Annotated in this window: 12 protein-coding genes and 1 tRNA gene; all 13 read right to left on the reverse strand. The window is 49.2% G+C overall.

Features of this window, described 5'->3' with window-relative positions; genetic code table 11:
- Position 1: 1 nt before the first annotated feature.
- The 13 genes from infB to nuoG all read right to left on the reverse strand — a co-directional run bounded on the left by infB (position 2) and on the right by nuoG (position 15,274).
- Positions 2 to 2,953 (reverse strand): translation initiation factor IF-2, encoded by a 2,952-nt coding sequence (infB, locus tag QJT81_16685; GenBank protein WGZ93425.1) that lies wholly within the window; start codon positions 2,951 to 2,953, stop codon positions 2 to 4.
- Positions 2,954 to 2,974: 21 nt separating this feature from the next.
- Positions 2,975 to 4,471, reverse strand: coding sequence for a transcription termination factor NusA (gene nusA, locus QJT81_16690; GenBank protein ID WGZ93426.1), 1,497 nt, complete (start codon positions 4,469 to 4,471; stop codon positions 2,975 to 2,977).
- Positions 4,468 to 4,944, reverse strand: coding sequence for a ribosome maturation factor RimP (rimP, locus tag QJT81_16695; protein ID WGZ93427.1), 477 nt, complete (start codon positions 4,942 to 4,944; stop codon positions 4,468 to 4,470). The genes nusA and rimP overlap by 4 nt, the downstream gene beginning before the upstream one ends.
- Before the next feature lie 65 nt (positions 4,945 to 5,009).
- Positions 5,010 to 5,086: transfer RNA gene (locus QJT81_16700), tRNA-Met, on the reverse strand.
- A 65-nt stretch (positions 5,087 to 5,151) separates the two neighbouring features.
- Positions 5,152 to 5,442: a DUF2818 family protein gene (locus QJT81_16705; GenBank protein WGZ93428.1), complete on the reverse strand. Its 291-nt coding sequence runs from the start codon at positions 5,440 to 5,442 to the stop codon at positions 5,152 to 5,154.
- Complete coding sequence (gene nuoN, locus QJT81_16710; GenBank protein ID WGZ93429.1) at positions 5,439 to 6,875, reverse strand: NADH-quinone oxidoreductase subunit NuoN; 1,437 nt, start codon at positions 6,873 to 6,875, stop codon at positions 5,439 to 5,441. The genes QJT81_16705 and nuoN overlap by 4 nt, the downstream gene beginning before the upstream one ends.
- Positions 6,875 to 8,419, reverse strand: coding sequence for an NADH-quinone oxidoreductase subunit M (locus QJT81_16715; protein ID WGZ93430.1), 1,545 nt, complete (start codon positions 8,417 to 8,419; stop codon positions 6,875 to 6,877). Before QJT81_16715 ends, nuoN begins: the two co-directional genes overlap by 1 nt.
- 32 nt (positions 8,420 to 8,451) lie before the next feature.
- Positions 8,452 to 10,476, reverse strand: coding sequence for an NADH-quinone oxidoreductase subunit L (nuoL, locus tag QJT81_16720; GenBank protein WGZ93431.1), 2,025 nt, complete (start codon positions 10,474 to 10,476; stop codon positions 8,452 to 8,454).
- A 3-nt stretch (positions 10,477 to 10,479) separates the two neighbouring features.
- Entirely contained in the window at positions 10,480 to 10,785 is a 306-nt protein-coding gene (gene nuoK, locus QJT81_16725) for an NADH-quinone oxidoreductase subunit NuoK (GenBank protein ID WGZ93432.1), read from the reverse strand.
- Entirely contained in the window at positions 10,782 to 11,381 is a 600-nt protein-coding gene (locus QJT81_16730; protein WGZ93433.1) for an NADH-quinone oxidoreductase subunit J, read from the reverse strand. Before QJT81_16730 ends, nuoK begins: the two co-directional genes overlap by 4 nt.
- Before the next feature lie 9 nt (positions 11,382 to 11,390).
- Entirely contained in the window at positions 11,391 to 11,882 is a 492-nt protein-coding gene (gene nuoI / locus QJT81_16735) for an NADH-quinone oxidoreductase subunit NuoI (protein WGZ93434.1), read from the reverse strand.
- A gap of 10 nt (positions 11,883 to 11,892) precedes the next feature.
- A complete protein-coding gene (gene nuoH, locus QJT81_16740) occupies positions 11,893 to 12,963 on the reverse strand; it encodes an NADH-quinone oxidoreductase subunit NuoH (GenBank protein ID WGZ93435.1) in 1,071 nt (356 codons plus the stop codon).
- Between the two features lie 4 nt (positions 12,964 to 12,967).
- Positions 12,968 to 15,274, reverse strand: a complete 2,307-nt coding sequence (nuoG, locus tag QJT81_16745; GenBank protein WGZ93436.1) for an NADH-quinone oxidoreductase subunit NuoG — start codon at positions 15,272 to 15,274, stop codon at positions 12,968 to 12,970.
- Position 15,275: the final 1 nt, after the last annotated feature.

Below are 15,275 nucleotides of genomic sequence, written 5' to 3' on the forward strand. Positions count from 1 at the left end.
CTTAAATCTTCCGTGCCACTTGAATGCGTTCATAGCATTCGATCTGGTCGCCTTTACGCACATCATTGTAGTCTTTGACCGCGATACCGCATTCTGTCCCCATGTGGACTTCTTTCACGTCATCACGGTGGCGACGCAAGGATTCCAGTTCGCCGTTGAAAATAACCACATTATCACGCAGGACGCGAATCGGCAGACTGCGACGCATCGCGCCATCCACCACCAAGCACCCAGCCACTTGACCCAATGCTGAAGAACGGAATACGTCGCGAACTTCTGCCAAGCCCACAAAGACTTCGCGAACTTCAGGTGACAACAAGCCACTCATCACCGACTTAATGTCATCAATGACTTCATAGATAATGCTGTAGTAGCGGATAGTGACACCGTTATCAGCAGCCGTCTTACGAGCTGTCGCGTCAGTACGCACATTAAAAGCGATCATAGTAGCACGAGATGCAGAAGCCAAATCCACATCACTGGCACTGATACCACCGACACCGGCAGCGACCACACGCACTTCAACTTCATCTGTTGACAGATTTAGCAATTCATTGCGCAAAGCTTCGACACTGCCTTGTACGTCAGCTTTGATCAGGACATTTACCTGAGCACGCTCACTGGCCTTCACTTGCGTGAAGAAATCTTCTGATTTACTGACGTGTTGTGCCGCGAAGCGGGTATCACGTTGCTTTTCACGACGCAATTCCGCAATTTCACGCGCTTTGCGTTCGTCATTCAACACGACCACTTCATCACCCGCATCAGGTGCGGCAGAAAGCCCCAACACTGCCACCGGAATCGAAGGGCCTGCTTCTTTTACGGGGCGGCCTGCTTCATCAAACATGGCACGTACCCGACCATATTCAGAACCACACAGTAACAAATCGCCACGACGCAACGTACCACTGCGTACCAACACCGTTGCTACCGCACCACGACCTTTTTCAATACTGGCTTCAATCACGTTGCCCGTCGCTGGAGCCTCTGTTGGAGCAGTCAATTCTTGGACTTCAGCGACCAACAACAAAGTTTCCAGCAATTCGTCAATACCTTGACCGGTTTTAGCAGAAATTTGTACGACCGGAACATCCCCCCCCCATGCCTCAGTCTGGACTTCGTTCTGCGATAACTCGCTCAATACTCTATCAGGGTCTGCGGCTGGCTTGTCGATCTTGTTGATCGCCACCACCATAGGCACACCGGCTGCTTTCGCATGTTTGATAGCTTCCTTGGTTTGAGGCATAACACCATCATCAGCCGCAACGATCAGGATAATAATATCCGTCACTTGCGCACCACGCTCCCGCATTTTGGTAAAGGCTGCATGACCGGGTGTATCAAGGAAAGTTACCGTGCCGTGATCAGTGTCTACATGGTAAGCGCCGATATGCTGCGTAATGCCTCCGGCTTCCCCTGCTGCAACCCGCGTTTTACGGATATAGTCGAGTAAGGAGGTTTTACCATGGTCAACGTGTCCCATAATCGTGACGACAGGTGGACGCGGCTTCACTTCGTATTCGGTCGCATCTTGTCCGATCATCGCCGCTAATAATGCAGCATCATCCATTTCTTGCATCGGTTTGGCTTTATGGCCTAACTCTTCTGTCACCAGAATTGCAGTATCTTGGTCAATAGCCTGATTAATGGTCATCATCATGCCCATTTTCATCATCGCTTTGATAATATCAGTCGCACGAATAGCCAGTTTTTGCGCCAAGTCAGAAACAACGATGGTCGTCGGGATTTCAATTTCTTTAACGACAGGGACTGTCGGTTTTTCAAAACCATGCTTAGCATTGCTCTGTTGACGTGTATCTGGCTTGAAGGCTTCACGCCGACCGCCACCCCCCTTCTTTTTACCAGGGCGGTTACCAGCCGGAACATGCAATTCTTCGCGTCCACCACGCCCAGCCACTTTATTTTTGGATGACTTTTTATCAACACGCTTATCGTCAGACGATGCCACCACTTCTGTGTACTTCTCAACCGTGGTATTCACTACAACCGCTTTTTCTGCTTCAGGCTCGCTGACATCAGCCACTTCGCGCGGTGCTAACGATGGCTTCGGCTTCAACTTGGAGGGACGCCGTTTCAGAGCAGATGCCGCTTCTTCCCTTGCCGCTGCCACGACGACTTCACGTTGCTCTCTAGCACTCAAGTTCTCAGTCAGTTCTGTACTGCTGCTAGTATCAGCACTAGTGACAACTGGCATTTCAGGTGGTGTCACAATATGGACAGGAGATACTGGTTTAGCAACGTCTATCTCAGCCGCAGTAATTGTCGCAGGAGCACTCACCGTACTAATCGGCGGCGTTATGACTTCAGACACAACAACGTCTGATACTTCAGCAACAGGTGGAATGTTCACCTCTTCAATTACTGGATTAGACACTGGTTCTACGGGTACAACAGCAGCAGGTGCTGAAGGCTCTGGTTGAGGCGGTTCAACAGCAGCGGGCTGGCGCTGCTCCATGCGTTTGGCTTCAAGCTGGCGACGTCCTTGCTCGGCCTTCTGCACCGCAGATTCTCGTGCTTGACGCTCGGCCGATAATTGCCGAGCTAACTCCTCAGTACGGCTGAGTCGTACTGCACCACCTGTAGCAGATGATGTTGATGGTTGCGAGTCAACGGTTGTTTGCTCCGTTGGCTTAACGCCTGCTGCAAATGTCTTTTTGTGTCTTACTTCAACACTAACCGTTTTGCTACGCGCACCACCTGCACCAACCGTCATTTCGCTAGTGGAACGACGTTTCAACGTGATTTTATTGCCCCCATTGCTTACTGGTGCTGCACCTTGACGAATATGCGCCAACAATTTCAGTTTCTGCGCATCGGTAATCCATGCATCTGAACCATTAACATGAATACCGGCATCCTGTAACTGCTTGAGCAGAACTTCAACGGGAGCGTTGATCATCTCGGCAAGTTTTTTGACTGCTATGTCCGACATCTATTCCTTCCTCCCGCAGAATTAAGCTTCTGCTTTATCGTCCGCAAACCAAGGTTCGCGAGCTTTCATAATCAAACTGGCGGCACGTGTTTCATCAATGTCAGCCAACTCCATGAGTTCATCCACGGATTGTTCTGCCAGATCTTCCATCGTGCAAATGCCTTGGGTTGCCAACTTAAAGGCTAAGGTATCATCCATACCATCCATGTGCAGGAGATCGGCCGCTGGCAAGTGGCTATCCTGTGAAATGGCTTGTGACAACAACGCGGTTTGGGCACGGTCACGCAATTCATTAACAAGGCTTTCATCGAAACCTTCAATTGCCATGAACTCTTCAATCGGCACATAGGCAACTTCTTCGAGGGTGGAAAAACCTTCCTCAACCAGAATGACAGCGACTTCCTCATCAACGTCAAGTTTTTCCATGAACAAATTGATGATAGCTTGTTGCTCTGCCTGAGTCTTCGCATCTGCCTCTTCAACGCTCATCACATTGAGCGTCCAGCCAGTTAACTCGCTGGCAAGACGCACATTCTGACCGCCACGTCCAATGGCTTGTGACAGCTTTTCACCATCCACACCAATGTCCATGCTTTTGCTTTCTTCATCAACAACGATAGAAAGTACTTCAGCCGGAGCCATAGCGTTCATCACATAGGTTGCAATATCTTCATTCCAGAGAACAATATCGACACGTTCTTTGCCGCCCAGTTCGTTGGTGACAGTTTGAATACGTGAACCACGCATCCCTACACAAGCACCAATGGGATCAATGTTCGGCAGGTTAGCACGAACGGCTACTTTAGCACGGGAACCTGCATCACGAGCAGCCCCCATTATATCAATCATTTCCTGACTGACTTCAGGAACTTCCAGTTTCATCAGCTCAATCAGGAAATTAACATCTGAACGACTCACAATAATTTGTGGGCCACGCATGTCCTGATGAATTTCTTTCAGATACCCTCTGACCCGTGCACCAACGTGTAGCATTTCACCCGGAATCATTTCTTCGCGCGGAATAAATGCCTCAGCGTTTTCACCCAAATCCAGCACAATACCTTTACGATCAGCACGTTTAACCACGCCCATGATCAAATGCCCGACCTTATCACGGTAAGCAGAAACAACTTTTTCACGTTCGGCTTCGCGTACCTTGGCAACAATCACTTGTTTGGCCGTTTGGGCAGCAATACGTCCAAATTCGACGGATGGAATAGATTCTTCAACATAATCGCCGATCGCCACATCAAGACCACGATCTTTGGCATAGCTTTCTAAAATTTGACGTTCGGGACTTTCAAACTCAGGATCTTCGTCATCAACGACTTTCCAACGACGATAAGTCTCATAATCACCCGTCTGGCGATTAACCGATACACGTGCATCAATACCCATGCCGTAACGCTTACGGGTAGCCATTGCCAAAGCAGTTTCTACCGCTTGGAAAATAAGTTCCTTGCTGACATTTTTTTCATTGGAGACTGCATCAACAACGTAGAGAATTTCTTTATTCATGCGTGTTTACCGCCCTTGCGCTGAGGTCGAATATCCAGAACGACTCGCCCACGATCAATAATATCGTAAGGAATCTCAAAGACTGTGCCTTCCACTTCCATGAAGATATGGCTGTCATTCACAGCCTGCAACTTGCCAACGAAGTTACGACGCTTTTCTACGGGAAGACGGGTGCGCACTTTAATGTGTTTACCCACATACCGAGCATAATGCTCAGGGATGAATAACACCCTGTCAATACCGGGGGAAGACACTTCAAGAATATAAGCTACCGGAATAAGGTCTTCCACATCGAGCGATGCACTTAGCTGATTGCTGACACGTCCACAATCATCAACCGTAATGCCTTGGTCTGAGTCGATAAAGATACGCAGTAACGCGCTTTCCGTCTGTGGGCGATACTCATACCCCCACAAATCATAACCGAGGCCGGTTACGGTGGTGTTAATCAGCGTATCTAATCTTTCTTGCATTACGTTTCGGGTACTTTACTGGGTAGCACATAATAAAAAAGGCCCTGATGGGGCCTTCTTATATTTGGTAGCGGGGGCAGGATTTGAACCTGCGACCTTCGGGTTATGAGCCCGACGAGCTGCCAGACTGCTCCACCCCGCATCAGAGGAGCGAACTATAAAGCAAAGGTTCGTACCTTGCAAGCATTATCGAAACAAAACCTGAAATTAACGTACATGGCGGTAAATGAAGCCTGGAAATGCAAACACCAGAAACAAAGCCAAGGTAACGGCATAAAATTCCCAGTCCTGAACGTGTATTGTCCCCATCGCACGCTGTTCCAACAGCAGCGCCAGACCACCCGCCACGAAATACAACACAAACCATTCCACCAAACGCAACCAAGCGGACTTGTTTTCACATTGCAGGATCAAAAAACAACGCTGGCTTAACCACGGTAGGTTAGCCAACACAAAAGCAAGGCCGAGAAAGCCCCACTGCAAAACCGATAAACTCATAAATGACTAGCGACCATTGCTGCTGAACAAACACCCATCAATGCACTAGGGAATAACCCCAATAGCACCATGAGCACGCCATTTACACTGATCAACACATTAAAATCAAGTTCAGCTTTAATAGGCGTGGTTTGTTCAGGCTTATCAAAATACATCATTTTGATGGCACGTAAATAATAATACGCACCGATGACTGACATGACCACCATAAATACCGCAGGCCACAGATAGCCTGCCTGCATAACAGATTGAATAATGGACAATTTAGCGTAAAACCCCACTGTTGGAGGAATGCCTGCCATGGAGAACAAGAATACCATCATGATAAAGGCATACCACGGATTACGCTCGTTCAAACCTTTCAAATCATCCAGCGTTTCCGCCTCAAAGCCTTCGCGCCCCAACAGAATCAGGATGGCAAACCCACCTGCTGCCATCATGGCGTAAGTAATCGTATAAAACAGTGCAGCACTGTAACCTTCGGTTGTTCCCGTCAACGCCCCTAACAAAATGAACCCCATGTGCGCAATGGTAGAATACGCCAGCATTCGCTTGAGGTTGAACTGTGCTATGGCGATCAGATTACCGAGAAATACCGAAAGCAAACCGAAAACCAATAATAGTTGCGCCCAACCCGGTTGAGCAGCCCCCATGGATTCAGCCAACACCCGCAACAACATCGCCAACGCAGCGACTTTCGGCACACTACCCAGAAACATAGTCACTGCTGTTGGAGCACCCTGATACACATCAGGAACCCACATATGGAAAGGCACTGCACCAAATTTAAACGCAATCCCCGCTACGATGAATACCAGTGCAAATAGCAGTGGGATATTCTCCAGTACATTTTGGGAACTAACATAAGTCAGTACCTCAGCAAACTCCAACTTCCCGCTTAAACCATACAGAATCGAAATCCCGTATAGCAACAAACCGGAAGCTACCGCTCCCAGCACAAAATATTTCATTGCTGCTTCAGATGAACGCCCATCATCACGATTAAACGCCACCAGTGCGTACATCGACAGCGCCAACAACTCCAGCCCCAAATAAACCACCAGCAAATGATTAGCCGATACCATCACCAACATTCCCAGCACAGCAAACAAGCCTAGCAGGAAAAATTCGCTTACCCATATATTTTTATCTTTCAGGTATTTACGGGAATACACAAACACCACAAAAGCTAGTAACAGAATGCTAATCTTCAATACACCAGCAAGATCGTCACGCACATACATGCCATTCAGACCCGTCGTTTTCTCGCCATCCATTGCGCCATAAGCCAATAAAGCCGTTGCCAGCAGTGCCACTTGCGTCAGCAAATAAGTGATCATGCGGCAATCTTCACGCAAATAAACATCTAGCAATAAAATTAAGCAGATCGTGCTCAGCAGAAAAATCTCCGGCATCGCAATCACAATATTCATTATGGGCATCCCCCTGCGAATCCACTACATACCTTGCTTTGCAAAGCCTGAGACAACAGATTTTCGATTGACACTTCCATCACATCCGTCAAGGGTTGAGGCCACAAGCCCAGTAATAACACTGCCGCCGCTAATATCGCCAACATCCAAAACTCCCGTTGACCAATATCCTGCAAGGCAGCCACCTCTGCGTTTTTCACCTCACCAAACATGACTCGCTTGACCAACCAAAGTGTATAAGCCGCCCCAACAATCAAAGTCGTTGCTGCGGCAAAAGCAATCCACGGACTTGCCCGGAAACTTGCCAGAATAACCATGAATTCACCGACAAACCCCGATGTACCCGGCAAACCCGTATTCGCCATCGCAAATAACACATATAAAGCTGCAAACGTAGGCATCCGATTCGCAACCCCTCCATAGGCATTGATGTCACGCGTATGCATCCGGTCGTACAAAACACCGATGCACAAGAACATAGCGCCAGAAATAAAGCCGTGGGACACCATTTGCACCATACCGCCCTGAATCGCCAGCACGGCACTACTCATCGCACCACTAACATTTAGCGTATTTTTCGCAATGCCATAGATCACGAAAAAGCCCAAGGTGACAAATCCCATGTGTGCAATAGAAGAATAAGCCACCAGCTTTTTCATATCCTGCTGCACCAAAGCCACAAAACCGATGTACACCACTGCTGTCAGTGACATTAGAATAACTAACCAATCTAATTGTGCTGCCGCATCCGGCACAATCGGCAAGGCAAACCGCAAGAATGCATAGCCACCGACTTTCAATGTAATCGCCGCCAAAATCACCGAACCACCGGTAGGCGCTTCCACGTGCGCATCCGGCAACCACGTATGCACAGGCCACATCGGCACTTTCACCCCGAAAGCCAGCAAGAATGACAAGAAAATCAAAGTTTGCGGAATAATATCAATTGGCAATTTATGTAAATCCGCCACCGCGAAACTGCCACCCAATTGATACAGGTAGATCAAACTGATCAGCAAAAACACCGAACCGAAAAAGGTATACAGGAAAAATTTGATCGTGGCATACACCCGACGTGCTCCACCCCAAATCCCAATGATCAAAAACAGCGGAATCAGCATCGCCTCAAACAAGATATAGAACAGCATCGCATCCAGCGCCGCAAATACCCCGTTGACAATCCCCGCCATAATCAAAAAAGCCGCCATATATTGGGAAATTCGATACGTAACCACTTCCCAACCCGCGATCACCACCATCACCGTAATAAAGGTATTCAGCAGAATCAATGGCATAGAAATGCCATCCACCCCCAGATGGTAATTAATCTTAAACGCCTCAACCCAAGGGATAAATTCCACAAACTGCATCTCAGCAGTACTAGGTACAAAGTACGTATACAACGGTAAACTGATCACAAACGTCAGTAACGCAATTCCCAGTGCAAACTGTTTAGCGCCAGAACGATCGCCCACAATTAATACACCTAAGCCACCGATAATCGGCAACCAGATCAACAAACTCAGTATTGGCAAATCAAGCATGTGCAATTCCAGTTAAAGCCAACAGAACGGGATTAGAAAAACAAAAACCAAGTAAGCATCAACAAGATGCCTGCCACCATCGAAAAGGCGTAGTGATACAAATACCCGGTCTGAAGATGACGCATCACACCAGAAAACCATCCGACTGCTTTTGCTGCGCCATTCACCACAAAACCATCAATCATCACCCGCTCGCCGAAAGACCACAGCCCATTACCCAAACTGACCGATCCTTTCGCAAACACATTCTGATTAAAATCATCCAAATAATACTTACGGTCCAACAAGGTATGCAGCCAGCGGAACTTGTCATACGCCCAACGCGCCAGTGAATCATCTTTCAAGTAAATAAACCACGCAGTAGCCAACCCAGCCATTGCCAACCAGAAAGGTGGTGCCATCAAACCATGCAGGATGAAACCCATTACACCATGATACTCAGCGCTCATATGCTCAATTGCCAAATGTGCTGATAACCAACTTTTCAACCCTAAGTCAAAACCATGTGCAGCATCATTGACAAAGATTGCATTCTTAAAAAATGAACCAACCACCATTGGATCCAACAAATATCCGGCAAACACCGACGGAATTGCCAAAGCAATCAAGGGAACTGTTACAACCCACGGTGACTCATGTGGCTTGTCACCGTGCCCATGATGACCGTGATCATCATGACCGTGCCCATGTGTGTCAAAGCGCTCTTTACCATGGAACACCAAGAAGAACATACGGAAACTATAAAAAGCCGTGACAAACACACCTAACAATACCAGCGTATAAGCGTAACCAGCCGCCCACAGATGTGATTCGTGTACCGCTTCAATAATCAGATCTTTGGAAAAGAAACCGGAAAAACCAGGGAAACCAATCAATGCCAATGAACCAATCAGGGAAGTCCAATACGTAATCGGCATATACTTTTTCAGCCCACCCATTTTGCGAATATCCTGCTCATGGTGCATCGCAATGATTACAGAACCAGCCGCCAAGAACAGTAATGCTTTAAAAAATGCGTGAGTCATCAGATGGAAAACCCCGGCCGAATAAGCTGAGGCTCCTAATGCCACAGTCATATAACCAAGCTGTGATAGCGTGGAATAAGCCACCACCCGCTTAATATCATTCTGTACAATCCCAATCAGCCCCATAAAGAAAGCCGTAGTCGCCCCAATAATCAGGATCAAATTCAATGCCGTATCTGACAGCTCAAAGATAGGGGACATCCGAGCCACCATGAAAATCCCGGCTGTTACCATCGTTGCTGCATGAATCAACGCTGAAATTGGTGTCGGGCCTTCCATCGAGTCTGGTAGCCACACATGCAAAGGTACTTGCGCCGACTTACCCATCGCTCCAATGAACAACAAAATGGCAATAACGGTTGGAATGTGCCACTTCGTATCCTCAAACACCTTAAAATCGTTAGCCCCAGACAACTGTGGTATGCGCGCAAAAACCTGTACATAATCTAAAGTTTCGCAATACAGTAATACCGCCGCGATCCCCAGCAAAAACCCGAAATCCCCCACCCGATTCACCAGAAACGCCTTCATATTGGCGTAAATCGCGGTATCTTTCTTAAACCAAAAACCAATGAGCAAATACGACACCAACCCAACCGCTTCCCAGCCAAAGAACAACTGCAAAAAGTTGTTACTCATGACCAGCATCAGCATCGAAAAGGTAAACAACGAAATATAACTGAAGAAACGCTGATAACCGGGATCTTCGTGCATATAGCCAATCGTATAAATATGCACCATCAAGGAAACAAACGTAACCACCAACATCATCATCGTACTAAGGTTATCCAGCATGAAACCGATTTCAAACCGAATATCCGCAATCACTGCCCACGTATACACCGTACCGTTATAGCTATTACCATTGCCCATCACATCATAGGCAACGTAAACCGACAGCAAAAACGCCACCGCCACGCCCAAAATCGTGACCCAATGCGCTCCTGCACGTCCAATTTTTTTCCCAAACAGCCCCGCAGCAATCGCCCCGAACAACGGTGCAAGCGGAATAGCCAGATAAATTGCTTCCATCGCTTACCCCTTCATCGCATCAAGTTGTTCAACATTGATCGTGCGCCGGTTACGGAACAAAACCACCAAAATCGCCAAGCCAATCGCCGCTTCCGCTGCCGCCACCGTGAGGATAAAGAACACGAACACCTGCCCTGCCATATCCCCCAGATAATGGGAAAACGCGATAAAATTCAGGTTCACCGCCAGCAACATCATCTCGATGCACATCAACAAAATCAGCACATTCTTACGGTTAAGGATCATGCCTGCGATGCTGATCGCAAACAGCAAGGCCGCCACAATCAGGAAATGCGACAAAGGGATCATGCTTGCTCCTTGGTTTCGGCTTTCATCTTCACCAGACGTACACGGTCTGCCCGCTTCACCTGCACCTGTTGGCTAATATCTTGTTTACGCGAATCCGGGCGACGACGTAGCGTCAAGGTAATCGCGGCAATAATCGCCACCACCAGAATCACCGCCGCAATTTCAAACGGATACACATAATCCGTATACAAAATCGCGCCCAACGCTTCGGTATTATTCGCCGGAGCCGGATTCAACGGTGTCGCAATCTGAAACGGCGCACTTTGCAGCACCAGAATCATTTCCACCGCAATCACCGCTGCCACCACAAAGCCAACAGGTGCGTGTTTCACTAGCCCCTCTTTCAATGGATCGGTGTTCAAGTCCAGCATCATAATCACGAACAAAAACAGCACCATCACCGCCCCGACGTACACCAATACCAGCACCAAGCCGAGGAATTCCGCTTCCAACAGCAACCACAATGCGGCACTGGTGAAAAAGCTCAAAATCAGGCACAACGCCGCATACACTGGGCTGCGTACCGTCACCATCCCCACTGCCGCTGCCACTAATACAGCGGAAAACAGGTAAAAGATAATCTGCTCAAATGTCATGTCATCCCCTTAACGGTACGGCGCATCAGCGGCTTTCATCTTGGCAATCTCAGCTTCGTGCTTGTCACCGATTGCCAGCAATTTGTCTTTGGTTTGAATATTTTCACCACGATTTTCAAAGTGATACTCGAAAATATTGGTTTCCACAATCGCATCCACCGGGCAGGCTTCCTCACAGAAACCGCAGTAAATGCACTTAAACATATCAATGTCATAGCGCGTGGTACGGCGTGTACCATCCGGGCGTTCTTCCAAATCAATTGTGATTGCCAGTGCGGGGCAAACCGCTTCGCACAATTTGCAGGCAATGCAACGCTCCTCGCCATTCGGGTAACGCCGCAATGCGTGATGCCCCCGAAAACGGTTAGAAATCGGCGTTTTTTCTTCCGGGTACTGAATCGTGATTTTACGCTCGAAGAAATACTTCCCCGTCACGCCCATGCCCTGCATCAATTCTTTCAGGCTGAACGTCTTGAAATAATGTTTCCAGTTGAAACTCATATCAGTCTCCTTACAGCCACGGTTTCCAGCCCAGCGCAATCGCCAGCCCTTCCGCAAAAATCCACACCAAGGTGATCGGGATCAGAATTTTCCACCCCAAGCGCATGATTTGGTCATAACGGTAACGCGGGAACGTGGCGCGAAACCAAAAGAACAGCAGCATAAAGAACGAGGCTTTCAATAGTAACCAATGGATACCATCACCAAACACCCTGCCCAATACCGGCATATCCGTCAAGAAAGTCAGCCCTTGGAACGGTGACAACCACCCACCCAAGAACATCAACGAAGTCAGTGCGGCAATCAGCCACATATTGGCGTATTCCGCGAGGAAGAAAATCGAGAACGCCATGCCGGAATATTCCACATGGAAACCCGCCACGATCTCGGATTCGCCTTCCGCCACGTCAAACGGCGCACGGTTGGTTTCTGCCACACCCGAAATAAAATACACCAAGAACAAGCCAAATAAAGGCCACACAAACCAGCTAAAAATGCTGCCCGATTGCGCCCGCACAATATCGCCAAGATTCAAACTGCCGGATGCCATCAACACCCCAACCAGTGCGAACCCCATTGCAATTTCATACGACACCATTTGCGCCCCAATACGCATCGCACTCAGTTGCGCATACTTAGAATTCGATGCCCAACCCGCAATAATGACCCCGTAAATCCCCAAGGAAGTCAGTGCCAACAGGAACAACAACCCCGCATTCACATCCGCCAACACCATGCCGTCACTGAACGGAATCACCGCCCAAGCTGCAAACGCAGGCCCCATTGCCAACAAAGGTGCGATCAAAAATAAGAAACGGTTAGACCTCGCAGGAATAACAATTTCCTTAAAAATCAGCTTGAACATATCCGCAAACGGCTGCAACAAGCCTTTGAACCCAACCCGGTTCGGTCCGACGCGCACCTGCATGAAACCGATGATCTTGCGTTCTGCGTAAGTCGCGTAAGCCACTAATAGGATCAGCGGCAACACAATTGCCACCACTTTGATCAAAATGATTAGCAGCGTCACCATCCACTCAGGGAGGAAGGCACCGAAGAAATTTGCGAGTATTTCCATCATTCCCCTAACCTGCCTTTGCTATTTGAAGCGCACCGAAAGCCGCGCCCAACACGTTGGATACTTCAATGCCCGACTGCAAACCGGCGCAACCTGCTGGAATCCCCGCGTCCAGTTGTGCTGGCAACGTGATCGTCACCGCACCTTGCGACACCTTAAGCGTATCGCCAGCCGCGACACCCATATTCGCCGCATCTTGCGGATTCAACTGCACCGCCGCCGGAGGAATCATCGCCTGCAAGGCTTTCGCACGGCGCACCAGCGGATCAACGCGATACATTTGCACATCGCCAATACGCTGAAACGCCCCATCTGCCGTTGTAGAGACGCAAGATTTTGCGTCTCTACCTACAGTGCCAGCATAACGGTTGTTACAAACCGCTACACCGTCGAGTTCAAGGTGCAACTCGGCAACAATTTCTTCGGTGGCAACCCAATCAAATTCAGGCACACCTGCCGTATTACCCAACACCCGCAGCACTTTCCAAGTAGGACGTGCTTCACCCGGTGGCACAGTCGCGCCCTTAAAGCTTTGCCACTGTCCCGCTGCATTAATGAACGTACCGGAAGTTTCCGCAAACGTCGAACTGGGCAATAACACTGTCGCGTATTTGCGCGTCGTATTATCCGCAAACGGCGCAATCACAATCACGTTTTCCGCCGCACTCAAAGCTTTCATTGCTTGTTGCGGATTCGCGAAATCTGCCAACTCGGTATTCAGCAAGACAAACGTGCGGGTATTTTCACTGAGGAACTCACCAACCGGCACACCCGCTTGTTTGAGTTCACGTCCCGCCGATAAACGGTGCGGCACAACACCTGCTACCCACGCACCCACGGTATTAGCACTTTCCGCCAAATAGCCAAAGGTTGCGCCCGTTTGTTCCGCAATCGTGTAAGCCAAGCCGCGTAACGCCGCAAAATCGGGATGCTGAACGGCAACATTGCCCAGCAATACCGCCGCGTGTTCCGCATTTTTAAGCGTTGCCATCACCGCATTATCGGGGTCATTCGCCATCGCTTGTAAAGCTTGCAGCATATCTGCCGGAGCAACCGCCTGTTGCGCCACGTCGTAGTTGAAATCGAAGGCTCGCGGATTCAACGCCATCACCGCCGCGCCTTTGAGTGCCGCTTTGCGGATGCGGTGATTCAGCAACGGCTGTTCTTGGCGCACATTAGAGCCGATCAGGAATACCGCATTTTGCTGTTCCAATTGCGCGATGGGCATACCCAACGATGGGCAAAGCGGTGCAGCACTTTGGTCGCTGAAATCAGTCTGGCGCACACGGTGGTCAATATTGCGAATGTTCAAACCGCGCATTAAACGCTGGAACAAATACAACTCTTCCACAGTGGAAGTCGCGCTTGCCAATGCACCGGTACGCGCTGGGTCAGCCGCCCGCAAAATTTCTGCGGTCGCATCTAACGCCTGTTGCCAGCTCACTTCATACCAATGCCCGTCACGCTTGAGCATCGGCTTGGTAATACGGTCAGCACTGGCAATGCCTTGATAGCTGAAACGGTCACGGTCGGAAATCCAGCATTCGTTAATCGCGTCATTTTCACGCGGTACTGCCCGCACCACTTCTTTGCGGAAAGTGTGTACCTGAAGGTGTGAACCCACCGAATCGTGCGGGGCAATCGCATCATGCGCCACTATTTCCCACGCCCGTGCTTTGTAGCGTGACGGTTTCGCGGTCAGCGCACCCACAGGGCAGAGGTCAATCACATTGCCGGAGAGTTCCGATTGGAGCGATTTCTCAATATACGTGCCGATTTCGAGCCGATCACCGCGCCCTACCCCGCCCATTTCGCGCATTCCGGCAATTTCGTCACCGAAGCGCACACAGCGGGTGCATTGAATGCAGCGGGTCATTTCGGTTTCGATTAACGGGCCAATGTCTTTGTCTTGCACCACGCGCTTGATTTCGGCGTATTGCGATTTATTGCTACCGTAACCGACTGAGACATCCTGCAATTCGCATTCGCCACCTTGGTCGCAAATCGGGCAATCCAGCGGATGGTTAATCAGCAGGAATTCCATAATGCCTTTCTGCGCGTTTTTGGCTTTGTCTGAGCGCGTCCAGAATTTCATGCCTGCATTCACGGGCGTGGCGCAAGCGGGAACCGGTTTCCACGACTTTTCCATTTCCACCAAACACATGCGGCAGTTAGCGGCAATCGAGAGCTTTTTGTGGTAGCAAAAACGTGGAATGGAAATCCCATTATTATCAGCCACTTCAATCAGCATCGCACCTTTGCGAGCCTGAACCGGCTGGTCGTTAATTTCGATGGTGACGAATTCTTCTGCCATG

This window comes from Candidatus Thiothrix putei, assembly GCA_029972225.1.
Classification (GTDB): domain Bacteria; phylum Pseudomonadota; class Gammaproteobacteria; order Thiotrichales; family Thiotrichaceae; genus Thiothrix; species Thiothrix putei.

Excerpts from the sequence above, each read along its gene's own strand:
- infB (WGZ93425.1), bottom strand. The coding sequence starts at position 2,953 with ATGTCGGACATAGCAGTCAAAAAACTTGCCGAGATGATCAACGCTCCC.
- nusA (WGZ93426.1), bottom strand. The coding sequence starts at position 4,471 with ATGAATAAAGAAATTCTCTACGTTGTTGATGCAGTCTCCAATGAAAAA.
- rimP (WGZ93427.1), bottom strand. The coding sequence starts at position 4,944 with ATGCAAGAAAGATTAGATACGCTGATTAACACCACCGTAACCGGCCTC.
- QJT81_16705 (WGZ93428.1), bottom strand. The coding sequence starts at position 5,442 with ATGAGTTTATCGGTTTTGCAGTGGGGCTTTCTCGGCCTTGCTTTTGTG.
- nuoN (WGZ93429.1), bottom strand. The coding sequence starts at position 6,875 with ATGAATATTGTGATTGCGATGCCGGAGATTTTTCTGCTGAGCACGATC.
- QJT81_16715 (WGZ93430.1), bottom strand. The coding sequence starts at position 8,419 with ATGCTTGATTTGCCAATACTGAGTTTGTTGATCTGGTTGCCGATTATC.
- nuoL (WGZ93431.1), bottom strand. The coding sequence starts at position 10,476 with ATGGAAGCAATTTATCTGGCTATTCCGCTTGCACCGTTGTTCGGGGCG.
- nuoK (WGZ93432.1), bottom strand. The coding sequence starts at position 10,785 with ATGATCCCTTTGTCGCATTTCCTGATTGTGGCGGCCTTGCTGTTTGCG.
- QJT81_16730 (WGZ93433.1), bottom strand. The coding sequence starts at position 11,381 with ATGACATTTGAGCAGATTATCTTTTACCTGTTTTCCGCTGTATTAGTG.
- nuoI (WGZ93434.1), bottom strand. The coding sequence starts at position 11,882 with ATGAGTTTCAACTGGAAACATTATTTCAAGACGTTCAGCCTGAAAGAA.
- nuoH (WGZ93435.1), bottom strand. The coding sequence starts at position 12,963 with ATGATGGAAATACTCGCAAATTTCTTCGGTGCCTTCCTCCCTGAGTGG.
- nuoG (WGZ93436.1), bottom strand. The coding sequence starts at position 15,274 with ATGGCAGAAGAATTCGTCACCATCGAAATTAACGACCAGCCGGTTCAG.